The sequence below is a fragment of the Nocardia rhizosphaerae genome (assembly GCF_042650365.1).
Classification (GTDB): domain Bacteria; phylum Actinomycetota; class Actinomycetes; order Mycobacteriales; family Mycobacteriaceae; genus Nocardia; species Nocardia rhizosphaerae.
Window position 1 is genome coordinate 207,282 of sequence record NZ_JBHSBA010000014.1, and the last position, 15,780, is coordinate 223,061.

General features: G+C 68.9%; 12 protein-coding genes and 1 tRNA gene. 10 read left to right on the plus strand and 3 right to left on the minus strand.

What is annotated here, in order from left to right:
* Together ACFOW8_RS21225 and thrB are read left to right on the plus strand one after the other, a co-directional pair.
* A partial coding sequence (locus tag ACFOW8_RS21225) for a pyridoxal-phosphate dependent enzyme (protein WP_378552853.1) occupies positions 1-588 on the plus strand: 588 nt, incomplete at its 5' end.
* A gap of 25 nt (positions 589-613) precedes the next feature.
* Positions 614-1,579, plus strand: coding sequence for a homoserine kinase (thrB, locus tag ACFOW8_RS21230; RefSeq protein ID WP_378552854.1), 966 nt, complete (start codon positions 614-616; stop codon positions 1,577-1,579).
* Here thrB and ACFOW8_RS21235 read toward each other — a convergent pair.
* On the minus strand, positions 1,566-2,021 hold the full coding sequence (locus ACFOW8_RS21235; protein ID WP_378552856.1) for a hypothetical protein: 456 nt from the start codon (positions 2,019-2,021) through the stop codon (positions 1,566-1,568). The genes thrB and ACFOW8_RS21235 overlap by 14 nt on opposite strands.
* 188 nt (positions 2,022-2,209) lie before the next feature.
* On the opposite strand from ACFOW8_RS21235, the gene ACFOW8_RS21240 reads away from it, so the two are divergent.
* Positions 2,210-2,866 (plus strand): TetR/AcrR family transcriptional regulator, encoded by a 657-nt coding sequence (locus ACFOW8_RS21240; RefSeq protein WP_378552857.1) that lies wholly within the window; start codon positions 2,210-2,212, stop codon positions 2,864-2,866.
* 283 nt (positions 2,867-3,149) lie between these two features.
* Here the strand turns inward: ACFOW8_RS21240 and ACFOW8_RS21245 are convergent.
* A tRNA-Arg gene (locus tag ACFOW8_RS21245) sits at positions 3,150-3,226 on the minus strand.
* A gap of 134 nt (positions 3,227-3,360) precedes the next feature.
* Between ACFOW8_RS21245 and ACFOW8_RS21250 the strand changes: the two genes are divergently transcribed.
* The 7 genes from ACFOW8_RS21250 (at position 3,361) to ACFOW8_RS21280 (ending at position 15,028) form a co-directional block, all read left to right on the plus strand.
* On the plus strand, positions 3,361-5,427 hold the full coding sequence (locus ACFOW8_RS21250; RefSeq protein ID WP_378552859.1) for a cytochrome c oxidase assembly protein: 2,067 nt from the start codon (positions 3,361-3,363) through the stop codon (positions 5,425-5,427).
* Positions 5,424-6,368 carry a pyridoxal-phosphate dependent enzyme gene (locus ACFOW8_RS21255; RefSeq protein WP_378552860.1) on the plus strand — a complete coding sequence of 315 codons (945 nt, stop codon included), beginning with the start codon at positions 5,424-5,426 and terminating at the stop codon, positions 6,366-6,368. Before ACFOW8_RS21250 ends, ACFOW8_RS21255 begins: the two co-directional genes overlap by 4 nt.
* Before the next feature lie 118 nt (positions 6,369-6,486).
* Positions 6,487-7,047, plus strand: coding sequence for a single-stranded DNA-binding protein (locus ACFOW8_RS21260; protein WP_378552862.1), 561 nt, complete (start codon positions 6,487-6,489; stop codon positions 7,045-7,047).
* A gap of 69 nt (positions 7,048-7,116) precedes the next feature.
* Entirely contained in the window at positions 7,117-8,793 is a 1,677-nt protein-coding gene (gene ettA, locus ACFOW8_RS21265; protein ID WP_378552864.1) for an energy-dependent translational throttle protein EttA, read from the plus strand.
* Between the two features lie 210 nt (positions 8,794-9,003).
* Entirely contained in the window at positions 9,004-13,884 is a 4,881-nt protein-coding gene (locus tag ACFOW8_RS21270) for an NAD-glutamate dehydrogenase (RefSeq protein WP_378552865.1), read from the plus strand.
* Positions 13,881-14,351 carry an acyl-CoA thioesterase gene (locus tag ACFOW8_RS21275; protein WP_378552867.1) on the plus strand — a complete coding sequence of 157 codons (471 nt, stop codon included), beginning with the start codon at positions 13,881-13,883 and terminating at the stop codon, positions 14,349-14,351. Before ACFOW8_RS21270 ends, ACFOW8_RS21275 begins: the two co-directional genes overlap by 4 nt.
* Entirely contained in the window at positions 14,339-15,028 is a 690-nt protein-coding gene (locus tag ACFOW8_RS21280) for a hypothetical protein (RefSeq protein ID WP_378552869.1), read from the plus strand. Before ACFOW8_RS21275 ends, ACFOW8_RS21280 begins: the two co-directional genes overlap by 13 nt.
* A gap of 228 nt (positions 15,029-15,256) precedes the next feature.
* On the opposite strand, the gene ACFOW8_RS21285 is transcribed toward ACFOW8_RS21280, so the two are convergent.
* The gene (locus ACFOW8_RS21285; protein WP_378552870.1) at positions 15,257-15,649 is read right to left on the minus strand and encodes an AzlD domain-containing protein; all 393 of its coding nucleotides are present in this window, start codon (positions 15,647-15,649) and stop codon (positions 15,257-15,259) included.
* Positions 15,650-15,780 lie beyond the last annotated feature (131 nt).

Genomic DNA, 15,780 nt, shown 5'->3' on the forward strand with positions numbered 1-15,780 from the left:
AATCCGGCGCGTATCGAGGGGCAGAAGACCGCGTCGTTCGAGATCTGCGATGTGCTGGGCAAGGCGCCGGATGTGCATGTGCTGCCGGTCGGCAATGCGGGCAACATCACTGCCTACTGGCGTGGTTACCGCGAATACCATGCCGATGGCATCACCTCGGTGTTGCCGCGGATGCTCGGTGTGCAGGCCGCTGGTGCGGCGCCGCTGGTCAGCGGGGCGCCGGTGAAGGACCCGGAGACTGTCGCGACCGCGATCAGGATCGGTGCGCCGGCGTCGTGGAACGGGGCGATGGAGGCCAAGGAGCAGTCCGGTGGCGCGTTCCGCGCGGCCACTGACGAGGAGATCCTGGCCGCGTACCGGCTGGTCGCGGCGACCGAGGGCGTGTTCGTCGAGCCCGCGTCGGCCGCGAGCGTGGCCGGTCTGCTGGCTGCTCGTGCTGAGGGTTGGCTGGATTCGGGCCTGACCGTGGTGTGCACGGTGACCGGTAACGGTCTCAAGGACCCGGACAACGCGTTGGCCGGGATGCCCGAGGTTACGCCGATCGCTGTCGACCCGGTGGCTGTCGCGCACGAACTCGAGCTGGCCTGAGTTGAGCGCGCGCGAGAGCAGGCTGATGACAGCGACCCTGCCCGCCGGGTCTCCGCAGGTGCGGACGCTGCCCGTCGGCCTCGAAGTGACCGTGCGGGTTCCCGCGTCGAGCGCCAACCTGGGCCCTGGATTCGATGCGCTGGCGCTGGCGCTGGCGATCGAAGACCGGATTCGGGTGCGCACCATCGAATCCGGGCTCGAGGTCGAGGTCACCGGCGAAGGCGCCAGGGAGCTGCCGCGCGATGAGCGGAATGTGGTGGTCCGTTCGATCCGCCGGGTGTTCGACACCGTCGGCGTTCGGGTGCCGGGTCTCCATGTGCACTGCCACAACAAGATTCCGCACGCACGGGGTCTCGGCTCGTCGGCGGCTGCCATCGTCGGTGGTTCGGCGGTCGCCGGCGCGCTTGCCGCCGCGTTCGATTGTGCGCTGACGTTGGACGCCGATCGGCTCCTGCACCTGGCGGCGGAGGTCGAGGGCCATCCGGACAATGTGGCGGCGTGTGTACTCGGCGGCGTGGTGGCGGCCTGGGCGGATACCTCGTGTGCCCGCCCGGGGGCGCCGGTGCGCTACAGGGCGGCCAGGTTCGAGCCACATCCTGGCCTTCGGCCGCTTGTCTTCGTGCCGAAGGAGCGGTCCTCGACGCAGCACACGCGGGGCTTGCTGCCGATGTCGGTGCCACACCGGGACGCTGCCTTCACCGCGGGACGGGCAGCGCTGACCCTGGCCGCGTTGACGACGAATCCCGAGCTCCTACTGCCCGCCACCGAAGACCGACTGCACCAGGGCTACCGGGCCCCGGCCTGGCCGCGTACCGCGACATGGATGGCCAGGTTGCGGGCGAGCGGGATCGCGGCGACGGTGTCGGGTGCCGGCCCCAGCGTTCTCGCCCTGTGCGATCGAGAACTGCCGCGGCGACTGTACGACGACGCTGACGCGGCCGGTCTGGCCGTGCTGGAGCCGGGTATCAGCGCCGGTGTCAGGATCGAGTGAGCTCGGTACCGGTCCGCAGGACGCGTCCTGCGGACCGGTACCGGTAGGCGATCTGGGAATGGTCATTGACGGTCTCGTGGATGCGGTCCGCGAGGAGGCGGAGTTGCTGTGCTGACATCGCCACTTCGGTCTCCCAGCCGCCGCCGAGGTCCTGTCTCGGCGCATCCGGCGCGACGGAATCGCGCACTGCCAGGGTCGCGGCGAGGTGTCGGGACGCCGCATCGAACTCCAGGCGAATGGCGTAGAGGCTGTCGCGGAGCCGAGTCGATTCCGCCAAGGCGTGTTTGACGGTCTGTCGGGCACGGTAGGCGGCTTGGCGGCACGCGCGCGAGCAATACACCTGGGGCCGTCCGGTGGCCGGTTGACTGAATCGAGCCGAGCAAACCCCACACTGCGGATCGATCGAGGTGTTGAGCGTCGAGCTCAGCACGGTCCGGTTCATCTCTGAAATCTCCGTTCCCCAAACGGTTTACGAATGCCAGGTTCTCCTGCGCGTCCTCGGCATCCTGTTGTTCCCGATTAACTTAACAGGCGTCTGACACGGTGTCGAACGCTTGTAGTTCAAGATGTCGATCTCTAAGCTGTTCGACAACTGAGGCGCGGCAGTCAGTCGCAGTCCACCACGAAGGAGTGCCCGTCATCATCGCCAGAGGTGCCTCGGGTCGAGGCAAGGCCCCGCAGGTAGAACGCTCGCTTATCGGTGCGCTGTCGCAATTGCTCGGCGACGGAATCCCGTTCTCCGACATCACCATCGAGCAGTTGGCAGGTCGTGCCGGCATCTCCCGCCCGATGTTCTATTACTACTTCGAAGACAAGGTGGCGCTGCTGGCCCACGCCTTCGAGGCCGCGGTGCCGTTGGCTCTGTACGCGCGGCAGCAGGTGGACACCTGGACGTCGGGAGAACTCACCGTGTCGACAGCACTCGAGGCCACAGCGGAGCTCGTCGAACGTGACCGCGATCTCTTCGCCGCGGCCATACAAGTCTCCAGCCGCGACGACGCGATCTCCGCACTGCTGCATCGCACCTGTGACACCGTGCGGCTCATGCTCACCGAGCACCTGCGTTCGGCGCAGACGTCGCAAACAGCGGTCTCGGCGCAGGCGGAGTCGATCGCGTTCGGGCTCACCATTCTTGTGCGTGCGATGGTGCGCCAATTGGTGGCGGAACCCGACGTCGGTAGCTCTTGCGACATAGTTGAGGCAACGACCGTGGTATGGGAACGCTTGCTGTCCACGTGCCAGCCTGTTCGTCAATCTGGTCGGTCCAGTGCTGCCGCCCGCCCGTGAAACATGCCGCCGCAAGGCAGTGCCGGTTGGGTCGGCGACGCACTTCACGTAACAGGTGAGGTTCCCCGCTTTCCTGGAGGTTGGTCCTCCCCGATTTCACGGAGCAGCGGGGAACCTCACCTCGGAGGAGGTTGCACGCAGATCGCGTCAATCGAGCGGGACGGTCGGTTCCGAGCTGGCACCCCAGGGCGCGAACCTGCGACCCGTGACCTGGGGTTTCTTGGGCGTCCCGGTTCTAACTTCTTACTAAAATGGCCCTGACCTGCGCAAATGATGCGCAGGTTGGCGCCCCCGGCAGGAATCGAACCTGCGACCTAGGGATTAGAAGGCCCTTGCTCTATCCAACTGAGCTACGGAGGCAATCGCATCCACCTTGGCCGAACTCGGCCCCGGTGTCCAGCGCGAAAAGTATAGCGAGTGACCAAGTGCGTGGTCAGGGCAGGAGCGATGCCCCATCGGGACGGGGAGGAGCAGGCCGAACTACCCTCGTTGGCATGTCGTTGACGCAAGACCCCTCCGCTGGAACCGCCGAGGACGGCGTGCCACCGGTGGAGCCGGGTCGGGCCGCGCCGACAGGAAACGCCGCGTCCTTCGGGGCGCTCACCGTTGTCGCGGGTGCGATCGCCGCCTTCGTCGCGGCGGTGGTGGTCGGTCTGTCGGCGGCGCAGGCGCTGAGTCTGCTCGGTATTCCCGATCCCGGACCGCTCACCACCTACGGTTTGCCCGCGTTGCGTGCGGTCGCCGATCTGGCGGCCGCGGTGACCGTCGGTTCGTTGTTGTTCGCTGCGTTCCTGCTGCCACCGCGTGACAGCGGCCTGCTCGAAGTAGGCGGGTATCGCGCGGTACGAAGGGCGGGGGACGCGGCGCTGGTCTGGGCGGTGTCGGCGGCGCTGCTCGTGCCCTTGACGGTGTCGGACACGACCGGGCAGCCGGTGACCGACATCTGGCGGCCCGAGGTGCTCTGGCCGGTCATCGCGCAGGTCGAGGTGGCGGGCGCTTGGCGGACGACGACATTGTTCGCGCTGATCGTGGTGATCGGGTGCAGGCTCGCGCTGCGCTGGAGCTGGACACCGCTGCTGCTGACCGGCTCGCTGATCGCCATGATGCCGCTGGCGCTGACCGGCCACTCGTCCTCCGGCGGTTCCCACGATGTGGCGACGAACTCGCTGATCCTGCACATGGTCGCGGCCGCGGTCTGGGTGGGCGGGCTGATCGCGGTACTCGCCCACGCGCTGCGCGGCGGGCCCGGCGTCGACGTGGCCGCGCGCCGGTTCTCGCTGGTGGCGACGATCGCGTTCGTCGTGATCGGGCTCAGCGGTGTGATCAACACCTGGGTGCGGGTGCCCGCGTCGGACCTGTTCACCACCACCTACGGCAAGCTGGCGCTGGCGAAGGTCGCGGCGCTGGTGGTGCTGGGTGTGCTCGGGTACCTGCAGCGCAGGTCCGCGCTGCCTGCGCTGGCGGCCGACCCGCGCGATCGTTCCGCGCTGATCCGGTTCGCCGGGGTGGAGATGGTGATCTTCGCGGCGACCGTCGGTCTCGCCGTTGGACTCGGCCGCACGCCTCCGCCTCCGCCCACCTCGATCCCGACGCCGGTCGAAGTGGAGCTCGGCTACACCCTGTCCGGGCCGCCGACGGTGGGCAGGCTGCTGTTCGACTGGCGGTTCGACCTGATCTTCGGCACTCTCGCGCTGGTCCTGGCCGCGCTGTATCTGCTGGGGGTCCGGCGGCTGCGCAGGCGGGGTGATGCCTGGCCGGTGGGGCGGACCATCGCGTGGTGCAGTGGCTGCCTGGTTCTGCTGCTCGCGACATCGTCGGGTGTCGGCCGGTACGCGCCCGCCATGTTGAGCGTGCACATGGGCGCGCACATGGCGATGTCGATGCTGGCGCCGATCCTGCTCGCGCTCGGCGGCGCGGTGACGCTCGCGCTGCGTGCGCTGCCGCCCGCCGGTCGCGCGGGCGTGCCGGGCCCGCGTGAATGGATCCTGGCCGCGGTGCACAATCCGGTCTCCCGGTTCCTGACCCAGCCGGTGGTGGCCTCGGCGATCTTCGTCGCCGGGTTCTACGCGCTGTATCTCGGCGGGATCTTCGACGCCTCGGTCGACTCGCACGCCGCCCACCTGATGATGAACGCGCACTTCCTGATCAGCGGCTACCTGTTCTACTGGGTGGTGATCGGCATCGATCCCAAGCCGCGCGAGGTGGCGCCGCTGACCAAGCTCGCGATGGTGTTCGGCACCCTGCCGTTCCACGCGTTCTTCGGTATCGCGCTGATGAGCATGAACACCGTGCTCGGCGGCTGGTTCTACCGCACCCTCGATCTCGGCTGGAGCATCGACCTGCTCGCCGATCAGCGCAACGGCGGCAGCTTCGCCTGGGCCAGCGGCGAGGTGCCGCTGGTGGTGGTGATGCTGGCCCTGCTGATCCAATGGTCGCGCAGCGATCAGCGGCTGGCCAAGCGCACCGATCGCGCGGCCGACCGCGACAACGATGCCGAACTGTCCGCCTACAACGCGATGTACGCCGAACTGGCGCGGCGTGACGGTGAGGTTCGCCGGTGACCGGATGTGGCGTGCCGGTACGCGGCGGACCACATCGGGTGTTGCGGACCGATGTGCGGGCTGCCCGGCGCAGGCTGGTAAACCGGGTACGTAAGACGCCGGTGTTCCACACCACCGTCGACGGCCCGGAGGGACCGGTGCCGGTCTCGCTGAAACTGGAATTCCTGCAGCACGGCGGCACCTTCAAAGTACGCGGCGCGTTCAACGCGCTGCTCACCGCGGGAGACGACGTCGACCACGTGGTGGTGGCCTCGGCGGGCAACGCCGGGATCGCGGTCGCGCTGGCCGCCGCCGAGCTCGGCAAGGCGTGCACGGTGGTGGTGCCGGAATCGGCGCCGCACACCAAGGTCGCCGCGATGTGGACGCACGGTGCCGAGGTGCTCTGGTACGGGACCACCTACGTCGAGGCACAGCGCAGGGCCGTCTCGCTCGCGGTCGAACGCGAGGCACACCACCTGCCTGCCTACGACCTGCCCGCTGTTGTCGCCGGTGCCGGCGTGATCGGTCTCGAACTGGAAGAACAGGTGCGGGGCAGGCCGCCGGTGCTGGCCGCGGTCGGCGGCGGTGGCCTGATCGCCGGGCTCGGTGCGGCGCTCGGCAGGCGCAGGGAGATCATCGGTGTCGAATCCGAGCACGTGCCAGCGCTGACCACCGCGCTCGCCGCCGATCCGACAGCGGAGCACCGCTCGGAGAACGCGGCGACCGGGATCGGCGAGATCGCGCTCGAGATCGCGCGTAGGCACCGGATGCCGGTGCGCACTGTCGCCGACGACGCGATCGCCGCGGCACGTGAGTACCTGTGGCGCGAATTCCGGGTCGTCGTCGAGCTGGAGGGGGCTGCCGCGCTGGCCGCGGTGCAGAGCGGGGTGTATCGCCCCGACCCCGGCGTGCGGCCGATCGTAGTGCTCTGCGGCGCGAACACCGAACTCCCCGTCGTCTGAGCAGGCCGGTATCCACAACCGCGGAGTTGTCCCCAATTGTGGTTTCGGCCACCCCGTGCCCGACGGTGGCGGGCCATGCTCGAAAGGGTCACAGGCAACGACGAATGGGGGCGAATCGATGTACGAGGCGAATGCGACGGTGATCGGTACCGTGGTCACCCATCCGGTGCGGCGGGAGCTCGCCGGCGGCGAGCAGGTGCTGACCTTCCGGATGGCGAGCAACTCCCGCCGGTTCGACGCGAACGCGGGGGAATGGGTCGACAACGGGACCCTCTACCTCACGGTGACGTGCTGGCGCAGGCTGGTGAGCGGGGTCGACCGCTCGCTGCACCGAGGCGATCCGGTGATCGCCTACGGGCAGCTGCGCTCGCACGAGTATCGCGGCAAGGACGGGACCCAGCGACGCGATCTGGAGATGCGCGCGGTCGCGGTGGGACCTGATCTCGCCCGGTGTACGGCATCGGTGGTCCGGCGCCCCGCCGCCGCTCACCCGGCGCCGCACGCGGCCGGGAATATCTCCGACCGGCGTGGCGCTGCAATACCGGCTGCCGAGGACGCGGCCGGATATGCGCCGACCGAACCCACTGCCGTAGCCTCTACGACCGCGGCGGATTCCGTCCCGGCGCGATCGCCGGAAGCGGTGCCGATCCAGGGCACGCCCGAGCCGGTCGACGCCTGAGGGTCGGTCCGCGGCACCCGGCCCGCTCCGCATCTCACCCGTTTACCCCGCACCGATAGGCTTTCGTATATGGCTGAGTTCATCTACCAAATGATCAAGGTTCGCAAGGCGCACGGCGACAAGGTCATCCTCGACGACGTGACGCTGAACTTCCTGCCCGGCGCCAAGATCGGTGTCGTCGGCCCCAACGGCGCCGGTAAGTCCAGCGTGCTGAAGATCATGGCGGGGCTGGACCGGCCGAACAACGGTGAGGCGTTCCTCGCGCCCGGCGCGACCGTCGGCATCCTGCAACAGGAGCCGCCGCTGAACGAGGAGAAGACCGTCCGCGGCAACGTGGAGGAGGGCCTCGGCGAGGTCAAGGTGAAGCTGGACCGCTTCAACGAGATCGCCGAGCTCATGGCCACCGACTACTCCGACGAGCTCATGGACGAGATGGGCAAACTGCAGGAGTACCTCGACCACGCCGACGCGTGGGATGTCGACTCCCAGCTCGAGCAGGCCATGGACGCGCTGCGCTGCCCGCCGCCGGACGAGCCGGTCACCAACCTCTCCGGTGGTGAGCGCCGCCGGGTCGCGCTGTGCAAGCTGCTGCTGAGCAAGCCCGACCTGCTGCTGCTCGACGAGCCGACCAACCACCTCGACGCCGAGAGCGTGCTGTGGCTCGAACAGCACCTGGCCTCCTACCCGGGCGCCGTGCTCGCCGTCACCCACGACCGGTACTTCCTCGACAACGTCGCCGAGTGGATCCTCGAGCTCGACCGCGGCCGGGCCTACCCGTACGAGGGCAACTACTCCACCTACCTGGAGAAGAAGGCCCAGCGGCTCGAGGTCCAGGGCAAGAAGGACCAGAAGCTGCAGAAGCGCCTCAAAGAGGAGCTGGCCTGGGTGCGCTCCGGCGCGAAGGCGCGGCAGGCCAAGAACAAGGCCCGCCTCGGCCGCTACGAGGAGATGGCCGCGGAGGCCGAGAAGCACCGCAAGCTGGACTTCGAGGAGATCCAGATCCCCGCGGGTCCGCGCCTCGGCAACGTGGTCGTCGAGGTCGAGCATCTGGACAAGGGCTTCGGCGACCGCCAGCTCATCAAGGATCTGTCGTTCACGTTGCCGCGCAACGGCATCGTCGGCGTGATCGGCCCGAACGGCGTGGGTAAGTCCACGCTGTTCAAGACCATCGTCGGGCTCGAGCAGCCCGACAGCGGCGAGGTGAAGGTCGGCGACACCGTCAAGCTCAGCTATGTCGACCAGAACCGCGCGGGCATCGACCCGGACAAGAACGTCTGGCAGGTCGTCTCCGATGGGCTCGACTTCATCGAGGTCGGCAACCAGGAAATGCCGTCGCGGGCCTACGTGAGCGCGTTCGGGTTCAAGGGCCCGGACCAGCAGAAGCCGGCGGGGGTGCTCTCCGGTGGTGAACGCAACCGGCTGAACCTGGCCCTGACGCTCAAACAGGGTGGCAACCTGATCCTGCTCGACGAGCCGACCAACGACCTCGACGTCGAGACCCTGAGCTCACTGGAGAACGCACTCGAGCAGTTCCCCGGCTGCGCCGTCGTGATCTCCCATGACCGCTGGTTCCTCGACCGCACCTGCACCCACATCCTGGCCTGGGAGGGTGACGACGACAACGAGGCCAAGTGGTTCTGGTTCGAGGGCAACTTCGAGGCCTACGAGGCGAACAAGATCGAGCGCCTCGGCGCCGAAGCGGCCCGCCCGCACCGGGTAACCCACCGGAAGCTGACCCGCGACTGACCTCGCGAGGAGTACACGGCCCGGCGGAAAAGATCGGTGAACGATCGGCTCCGCCGGGCCGTGCTCATCGTTCACCGAACGTTGGCCAAGTTACCGGCGCGGCAAGGACAAAATCCCTCCGCGTGTCCAACTACCCCCGGCTAGTCTCGAAAATGCGTCACCTGAGTTGCGGAATCGAAGCGAACCGAATCCATGGGAGTGGGCGAAACAATGACGGTCTCGTCGGAAATGTCGAGCGCGGCGTGGGCCGCGGGGATGCCGCACAGCTTGCGCGGTGATCTCGCGACACTCGAAGGCGCGTATTTCCGACACGTCGACGCCGGTGACGCCGACTTCCCGGTCACCGGCATCAACCAGATCTTCCGCCGCCATATGGAATTGGCCGCGCAGCGCCCTGCGGGCACCGCGCTGGTGCGGGTCTACCATCCCGACGACGGATCGGGGATGGGGGCCGCCGTGCAGGTGGTCACCGACGATATGCCGCTGCTCGTCGAATCCATCACCGCGGCGCTGAGCCGGATGCAGATGAGCGTCACCGAGGTGATCCACCCGGTCTTCGAGGTCACCCGCGACGCCGCAGGCGTGCTCACCGGAGCGGCGCCGCACGAGGTCGACGGCAACGGCTCCCACGGCGAGCCGGAGTCGTGGATGCACCTGCAGCTGCATCCGTCGACGAGCCGAGCCCAGCTCGACCACATCGAGCGCACCCTGCCCGAGGTGATCGCCGACGTCCGTCAGGTCATCGACGACACCGAGGCGATGGCCGCGGTGCAGAGCGCGCTGGCCGACCAGCTCGACCGCACCGCGGGCAGTAACTCCGCCCCGTTCCCCGCCATCGACCTGGCCGAATGCGCCCAGCTGCTGCGCTGGCTCGCCGACGGCAACTTCACGCTGCTCGGCTACGCCCGCTACCGGCGCGAGAGCGACCACGGCCGCACGATGTCCACGCCGGTGTCCGGCTCCAGCCTCGGCGTGCTGCGCGCCGATATCGGCACCGACTTCCAGGTGCCGATCAACGGCGGTGACCGGCCGCTGCTGATGCTCACCCAGGGGCTGGTCCGCGCGACCGTGCACCGCTCGGTGTATCCGTACTTCGTCGGTGTCGCCGATGTCGACGACGCGGGCGTGATCGCCGGGGTGCATCTGTTCATCGGCATCTTCACCGTCAGCGCCGTGCACGAGAACGTGCTCGACATCCCGGTGATCAACACCAGGGTGCGGACCGCGATCGAGGCGGCAGGCTTCGACAAGGACTCGTTCTCCGGGCAGGCGATGCTCGAGGTGATCGAGTCGTTCCCGCGCACCGAACTGTTCTCCGCCGATATCGAGACGATGCGCCGCACCGCGGTCGCCGTGCTCGGCGTCGGGCTGCGCAGGCAGGTGCGGCTGTTCCTGCGCAACGACGGCTACGGCCGGTTCGTCGCGTGCATGGTGTACCTACCGCGGGACCGCTACACCACCGCCGTCCGCCTGCACATGCAGGAGATCCTGGTCGAGGAACTCGGCGGCGTCGACATCGACTACTCGGCGCGGGTCAGCGAAAGCGAGCTCGCCAGTGTGTACTTCACGGTGATGCTGTCCGGGGAGGGCGCGGTGGCGCCCGACACCTCCGAGGAGAACCGGCTGCGGCTGCAGACCTTGCTGAACGCGGCCAGCCACACCTGGGACGACCGGATCGGCGAGCAGGTCGCCACCTCCACCGTGCTCGATCCCGCGATGGTGAAGCGGTATGCCGAGGCGTTCCCGGAAAGCTACAAGGAGGACTTCGGCCCCGACCGCGCGCTGGCCGATATCGGCAGGCTCGAACGGCTCGCCGAGGGGGGTATCGGCCAGCACCTGTACCGCAGGCCCGACGCCGCGCCGGGTTCGTGGCGGTTCAGCCTCTACATCGGCGGCTCCGGTGTCTCGCTGAGCCAGGTGCTGCCGGTGCTGCAGAGTCTGGGCGTCGAGGTGGTCGACGAGCGGCCCTACCAGCTGGACTTCGACGGCGGGCCCGAGCGCTGGATCTACGATTTCGGTCTGCAGGCCAGGCCGGAGCTGCTGCGCAACGCGCTCGGCGGTGATCTCGACGCCGAACTGCTCGAGCGCCCAGGGCATCAGCACGCCCTGCACTCGCGGTTCACCGACGCGTTCGAGGCGGTCTGGTACGACCGGGCCGAGGCCGATGGTCTCAACGAGCTGGTGCTGCGCGCCGGGCTGCCGTGGCGGTCGGTGTCGATCCTGCGCGCGTACGCGAAATACCTGCAGCAGGCGGGCTTCCCGTACAGCCAGGCCAATATCGCCCGTGTCCTGCTCGCCCATCCCGAAGTCGCGCGCGGCTTCGTCGACCTGTTCGCCGCCCGCTTCGATCCGGCGACCGTGTCCGCCGAGGCCGCCGCCGAGATCGAGGCGACGGCACGCGCCGGCATCGACGACGTGGTGAGCATGGACGCCGACCGCATCCTGCGGGCCATGCTCGGCCTGATCAAGGCGACCTTGCGCACCAACTACTACGTCCTCGACGCCGAGGGCAACTCGCGCGGCTTCCTGTCGTTCAAGGTGGAACCCCGCGAGATCGCCGAATTGCCGAAGCCGCGACCGCAATTCGAGATCTTCGTGTACTCGCCGCGGGTCGAGGGGGTGCACCTGCGGTTCGGTTCGGTGGCGCGCGGCGGTCTGCGCTGGTCGGACCGGCTCGAGGACTTCCGCACCGAGATCCTCGGTCTGGTGAAGGCGCAAGCCGTGAAGAACGCGGTGATCGTTCCGGTCGGCGCGAAGGGCGGTTTCGTGGTGAAGCAACCGCCCGCCGCTAGCGGTGATCCGGTCGCCGACCGGCAGGCGAGTATCGCCGAGGGTATCGCCTGCTACCGCACCTTCATCTCCGGTCTGCTCGATGTCACCGACAACGTCGACCTGGCCACCGGCGCGGTGCTGCCCCCCGACCGGGTGGTCCGCCGTGACGGCGACGACACCTACCTGGTGGTCGCCGCCGACAAGGGCACCGCCAGTTTCTCCGACATCGCCAATGAGGTGGCTATCAGCTACGGCTTCTGGCTCGGTGACGCGTTCGCGTCCGGTGGTTCGGCCGGCTACGACCACAAGGCGATGGGCATCACGGCCAGGGGCGCGTGGGAAGCCGTCAAACGGCACTTCCGGGAGATGGGTATCGACACCCAGACCCAGGACTTCACCGTCGTCGGCGTCGGCGACATGAGCGGCGACGTGTTCGGCAACGGCATGCTGCTGTCCGAACACATCCGGCTGGTCGCCGCGTTCGACCACCGGCACATCTTCCTCGATCCGAATCCCGACGCCGCCACCTCCTACGCCGAGCGTGCCCGGCTGTTCGCCCTGCCGCGCTCCTCCTGGGCCGACTACGACCGCACCCTGATCAGCGCGGGCGGCGGCGTCTTCGAACGGACCGTGAAGTCGGTACCGATCTCGGCGCAGGCGAGGGCCGCGCTCGGGCTGCCCGACTCGGTGCAGGCGCTCTCGCCGCCGGAGCTGGTGCGCGCGATCCTGCTGGCCCCCGTGCAGTTGCTGTGGAACGGCGGCATCGGTACCTACGTGAAGGCGAGCACCGAATCCAACGCCGAGGTGGGCGACAAGTCCAACGACGCGGTGCGTGTCGACGGAAACCAGCTGCGGGTCGCGGTGATCGGCGAGGGCGGCAACCTGGGTGCCACCGCGCTCGGCCGGATCGAGTTCTGCCGCGTGGGCGGCAAGATGAACACCGACGCGCTGGACAACTCGGCGGGCGTGGACTGCTCCGACCACGAGGTCAATATCAAGGTGCTGCTCGACGGCGTGGTGAGCGCGGGCGCGCTGGCGCGGGCCGAGCGCAATCCGCTGCTGGCCTCGATGACCGACGAGGTCGCGCGGATGGTGTTGCAGGACAATGTCGATCAGAACGTGCTCATCGGCATCGCCCGCACCGACGCGCCGCAGATGGCCAGTGTGCACGCCAGGGTCATCGACGATCTCGAACAGCGGCGTGGCCTCGATCGTGAGCTCGAGGCGCTGCCGACCGATGCGGAACTGAAGCGGCGGGCCGAGGACGGCCGCGGCCTCACCTCACCCGAGCTGGCCAACCTGCTCGCGCATGTGAAGCTCGGCCTCAAAGCGGACCTGCTCGAGACCGATTTGCCCGACAGCGTCTACTTCGCCCGCCGACTGCCGAAGTACTTCCCGACTCCGCTGCGGGAGCGGTTCGGCGCGGAGATCAAGAAGCACCGGCTGCGCCGCGAGATCGTCACCACCATGCTGGTGAACGAGGTCGTCGACTACGGCGGTATCACCTACGCGCACCGGCTCAACGAAGAGGTGGGCGCGAGCACCTCCGACACCGTGCGCGCGTTCGCCGCGGCCACCGAGATCTTCGAGCTGCACGATGTGTGGGCGCGCATCCGCACCGCCGACGCCCCCGCCGGGGTCTGTGACCTGCTGGAACTGGAATCCAAGCGGACCCTGGACCGCGCCTCGCGCTGGCTGCTGAGCAACCGGCCGCAGCCGATCGCGGTCGGCGCCGAGATCAACCGGTACCACCGCCGGGTGCAGGAGCTGGCGCCGCGGGTGCCGGGCTGGCTGCGTGGGCACCACATCACCTCGCTCACCCAGGGCGCGGCCGAACTGATCGCGCGTGGCGCGCCGACCGAGCTGGCGACCGAGGTGTTCGGGCTGCTCAGCCTGTACCCGTTGCTCGACATCGTCGACATCGCCGATATCGCCGACCGGGACGGCACCGAGGTGGGCGCGCTGTACTACGCGCTCAACGAGCACCTCAAGATCGACTGGCTGCTGGAGGCGGTCAGCCATCTGGAACGCGGCGACCGGTGGCACGCGCTGGCCCGGCTCGCGCTGCGCGACGACATGTACGGTTCGCTGCGCTCGCTCACCCTCGACGTGCTGTCCGCGGGTGACCCGGAGGAGACCGCCGACGAGAAAATTGCATACTGGGAGTCGAAGAACCAGTCCCGGCTCGGCCGTGCGCGCGCGGCGCTGTCGGAACTGTTCGAGTCCGGGACCCACGACCTCGCCACACTGTCGGTCGCCGCGCGACAGGTGCGGAGCATGGTGAGCGGGGTGGGCGCCCAATCGGAGGTACCCCGGTGACGAGTTCGCCGAACGGCAATACGGCCGCCCCCGCGGCCGACTTGGCGCTACCCCAGCGCTTCCACGCGAAAGTGGAGATCCGCTGGTCGGATATGGACGTGTATCAACACGTCAACCACGCGCGGATGGTGACTCTGCTGGAAGAGGCCAGAATTCCGTGGCTGTTCGACGGTGACAAGCCGACGGCGTCGATGGGCAGGCAGGGCTGCGTGCTGGTCGACCTGCACGTGAAGTACCGCGGGCAGTTGCGGCACGAGGACACCCCCCTCGATATCGCCATGTGGATCAAGCAGTTGCGGGCGGTGGACTTCACCATCGGCTACGAGGTGCGAGCCAGCGGCGCCGCGCCGGATTCGCCGCCCGCGGTCACCGCGACCACCCAGCTGGCCGCGTTCGACATCGACACCCAGCGCTTGCGCAGGCTCACCGACAGCGAACGCGACTATCTGGCCCGGTGGCGGGCCTGACGCCGGTGAGTGCCGAACAGCGGGTGCTGCACGCCGCCGACCCTGCCGAACGCGAAAACCTGGCCACCTTCCTGACCAGGGCCATCCGGCTCGATCCAGCTGCGGTCGTGCGCCTGCGGCGCCGGGGTTCGAGTCTGGTGTCGGCTTGGGTCGCAACAGGTTTCGAGACGCTGGCGGTCCGCACGGTGACCGCCGAACTCGGCGTCGACGATGTGACCGCCGGCGCCGACACCGTGCTCGCCGGGATCCGTACCGGGCATCCGGTCGACCTCGGTTACAGCATGGACTCGGCCTGGCGCGGTGCGCTGCCACCCACCGAGGGCTTCACCCACCTCGACGACGTCCCGGCCCGCGCCCTGGTCGAATTGGCCGAGCGCGGCGCCGATCTGGCCCGCGAGCATGGTGGCGCCCACGGCCCGCCCGCCTCGCTGCTGGATCAGCCGGTGCTCACCGTCACCGGCGCGGACGACCGTGCGGTCGAGGTGCCGATGCGCGTGGTCTTCGCGCTCACCGCCATGGATTTCATTCCGCACGCGGGGGAGAAGACCGAGTCGCGCCGCATCCAGCCCGCGGAGCTGGTCCGCGTTCGCGCCACTCGCACCTGGCTGCGCCTCGACGCGCGCTACGGATCGGTGGCCCGCCGTCTAGGGGGCGCAATCCCGCTGTCGCCCAGCTGATCTCGTGATCATGCCGGTCGAGGAGCACGCGGTCGACCGCGAGTCGGCGGGTGGCGTGCGGCCGGCTTGATCGAGCGGGTTCACGGCTGGACCGGCGTATCCGGTCACCCGCAGCGGTCGCTGTCCGCGCACCATGATGGGGAGCGCGAACGAGGCAGGCATCGGTGCCGGGCCGGCAGCATCGGCGTGCTACCGGTTCGTGCGGTGGTACGCGGCCGGGGTCCTGAATCAGTGCACGCCGACCAGCCGGAGCAGGGCCGTCGTCGCCGCCGCGGCGATCACGGTGACCAGCAGCGGTGCCCGGCGCCACGCCAGGACGCCGCCGACACCGACCCCGGCGGGCAGGGCGATGCCGAGCTCGCCCGAACCGGTCGGCAGGGTCGCGGTCGCGACGAGTGCGGCGAGCAGGATCATGGCTCCGGTGTCGAGCAGGTGAGTCGCCCTGGCCGACAGCCGAAGTCGATGCCGCAGCGCGGGGCCGGTCCAGCGCAGCGCGTAGGTGCCGATCGCGAGGGCGAGCATGGCGGGGAGCAGATACGGCGCGTTCATCGCCCGCACCGCCGCCGCGCGCTGGAGTCGTCGACGGAACGGGCGGCGCAGGACGTCCGCGACGGACTCCATCGTTCGCCTCGCCCGCGAGCACGCCGTCGCTGCCCCGGCGGCGCAGGCACCGAGGTCGGCAGCTGGGCGTGGGTCGCGCGCGAGGCGGCAGAGCCCCACGTGGATCGGCAGCCACGCGGGTCGGTCGACGC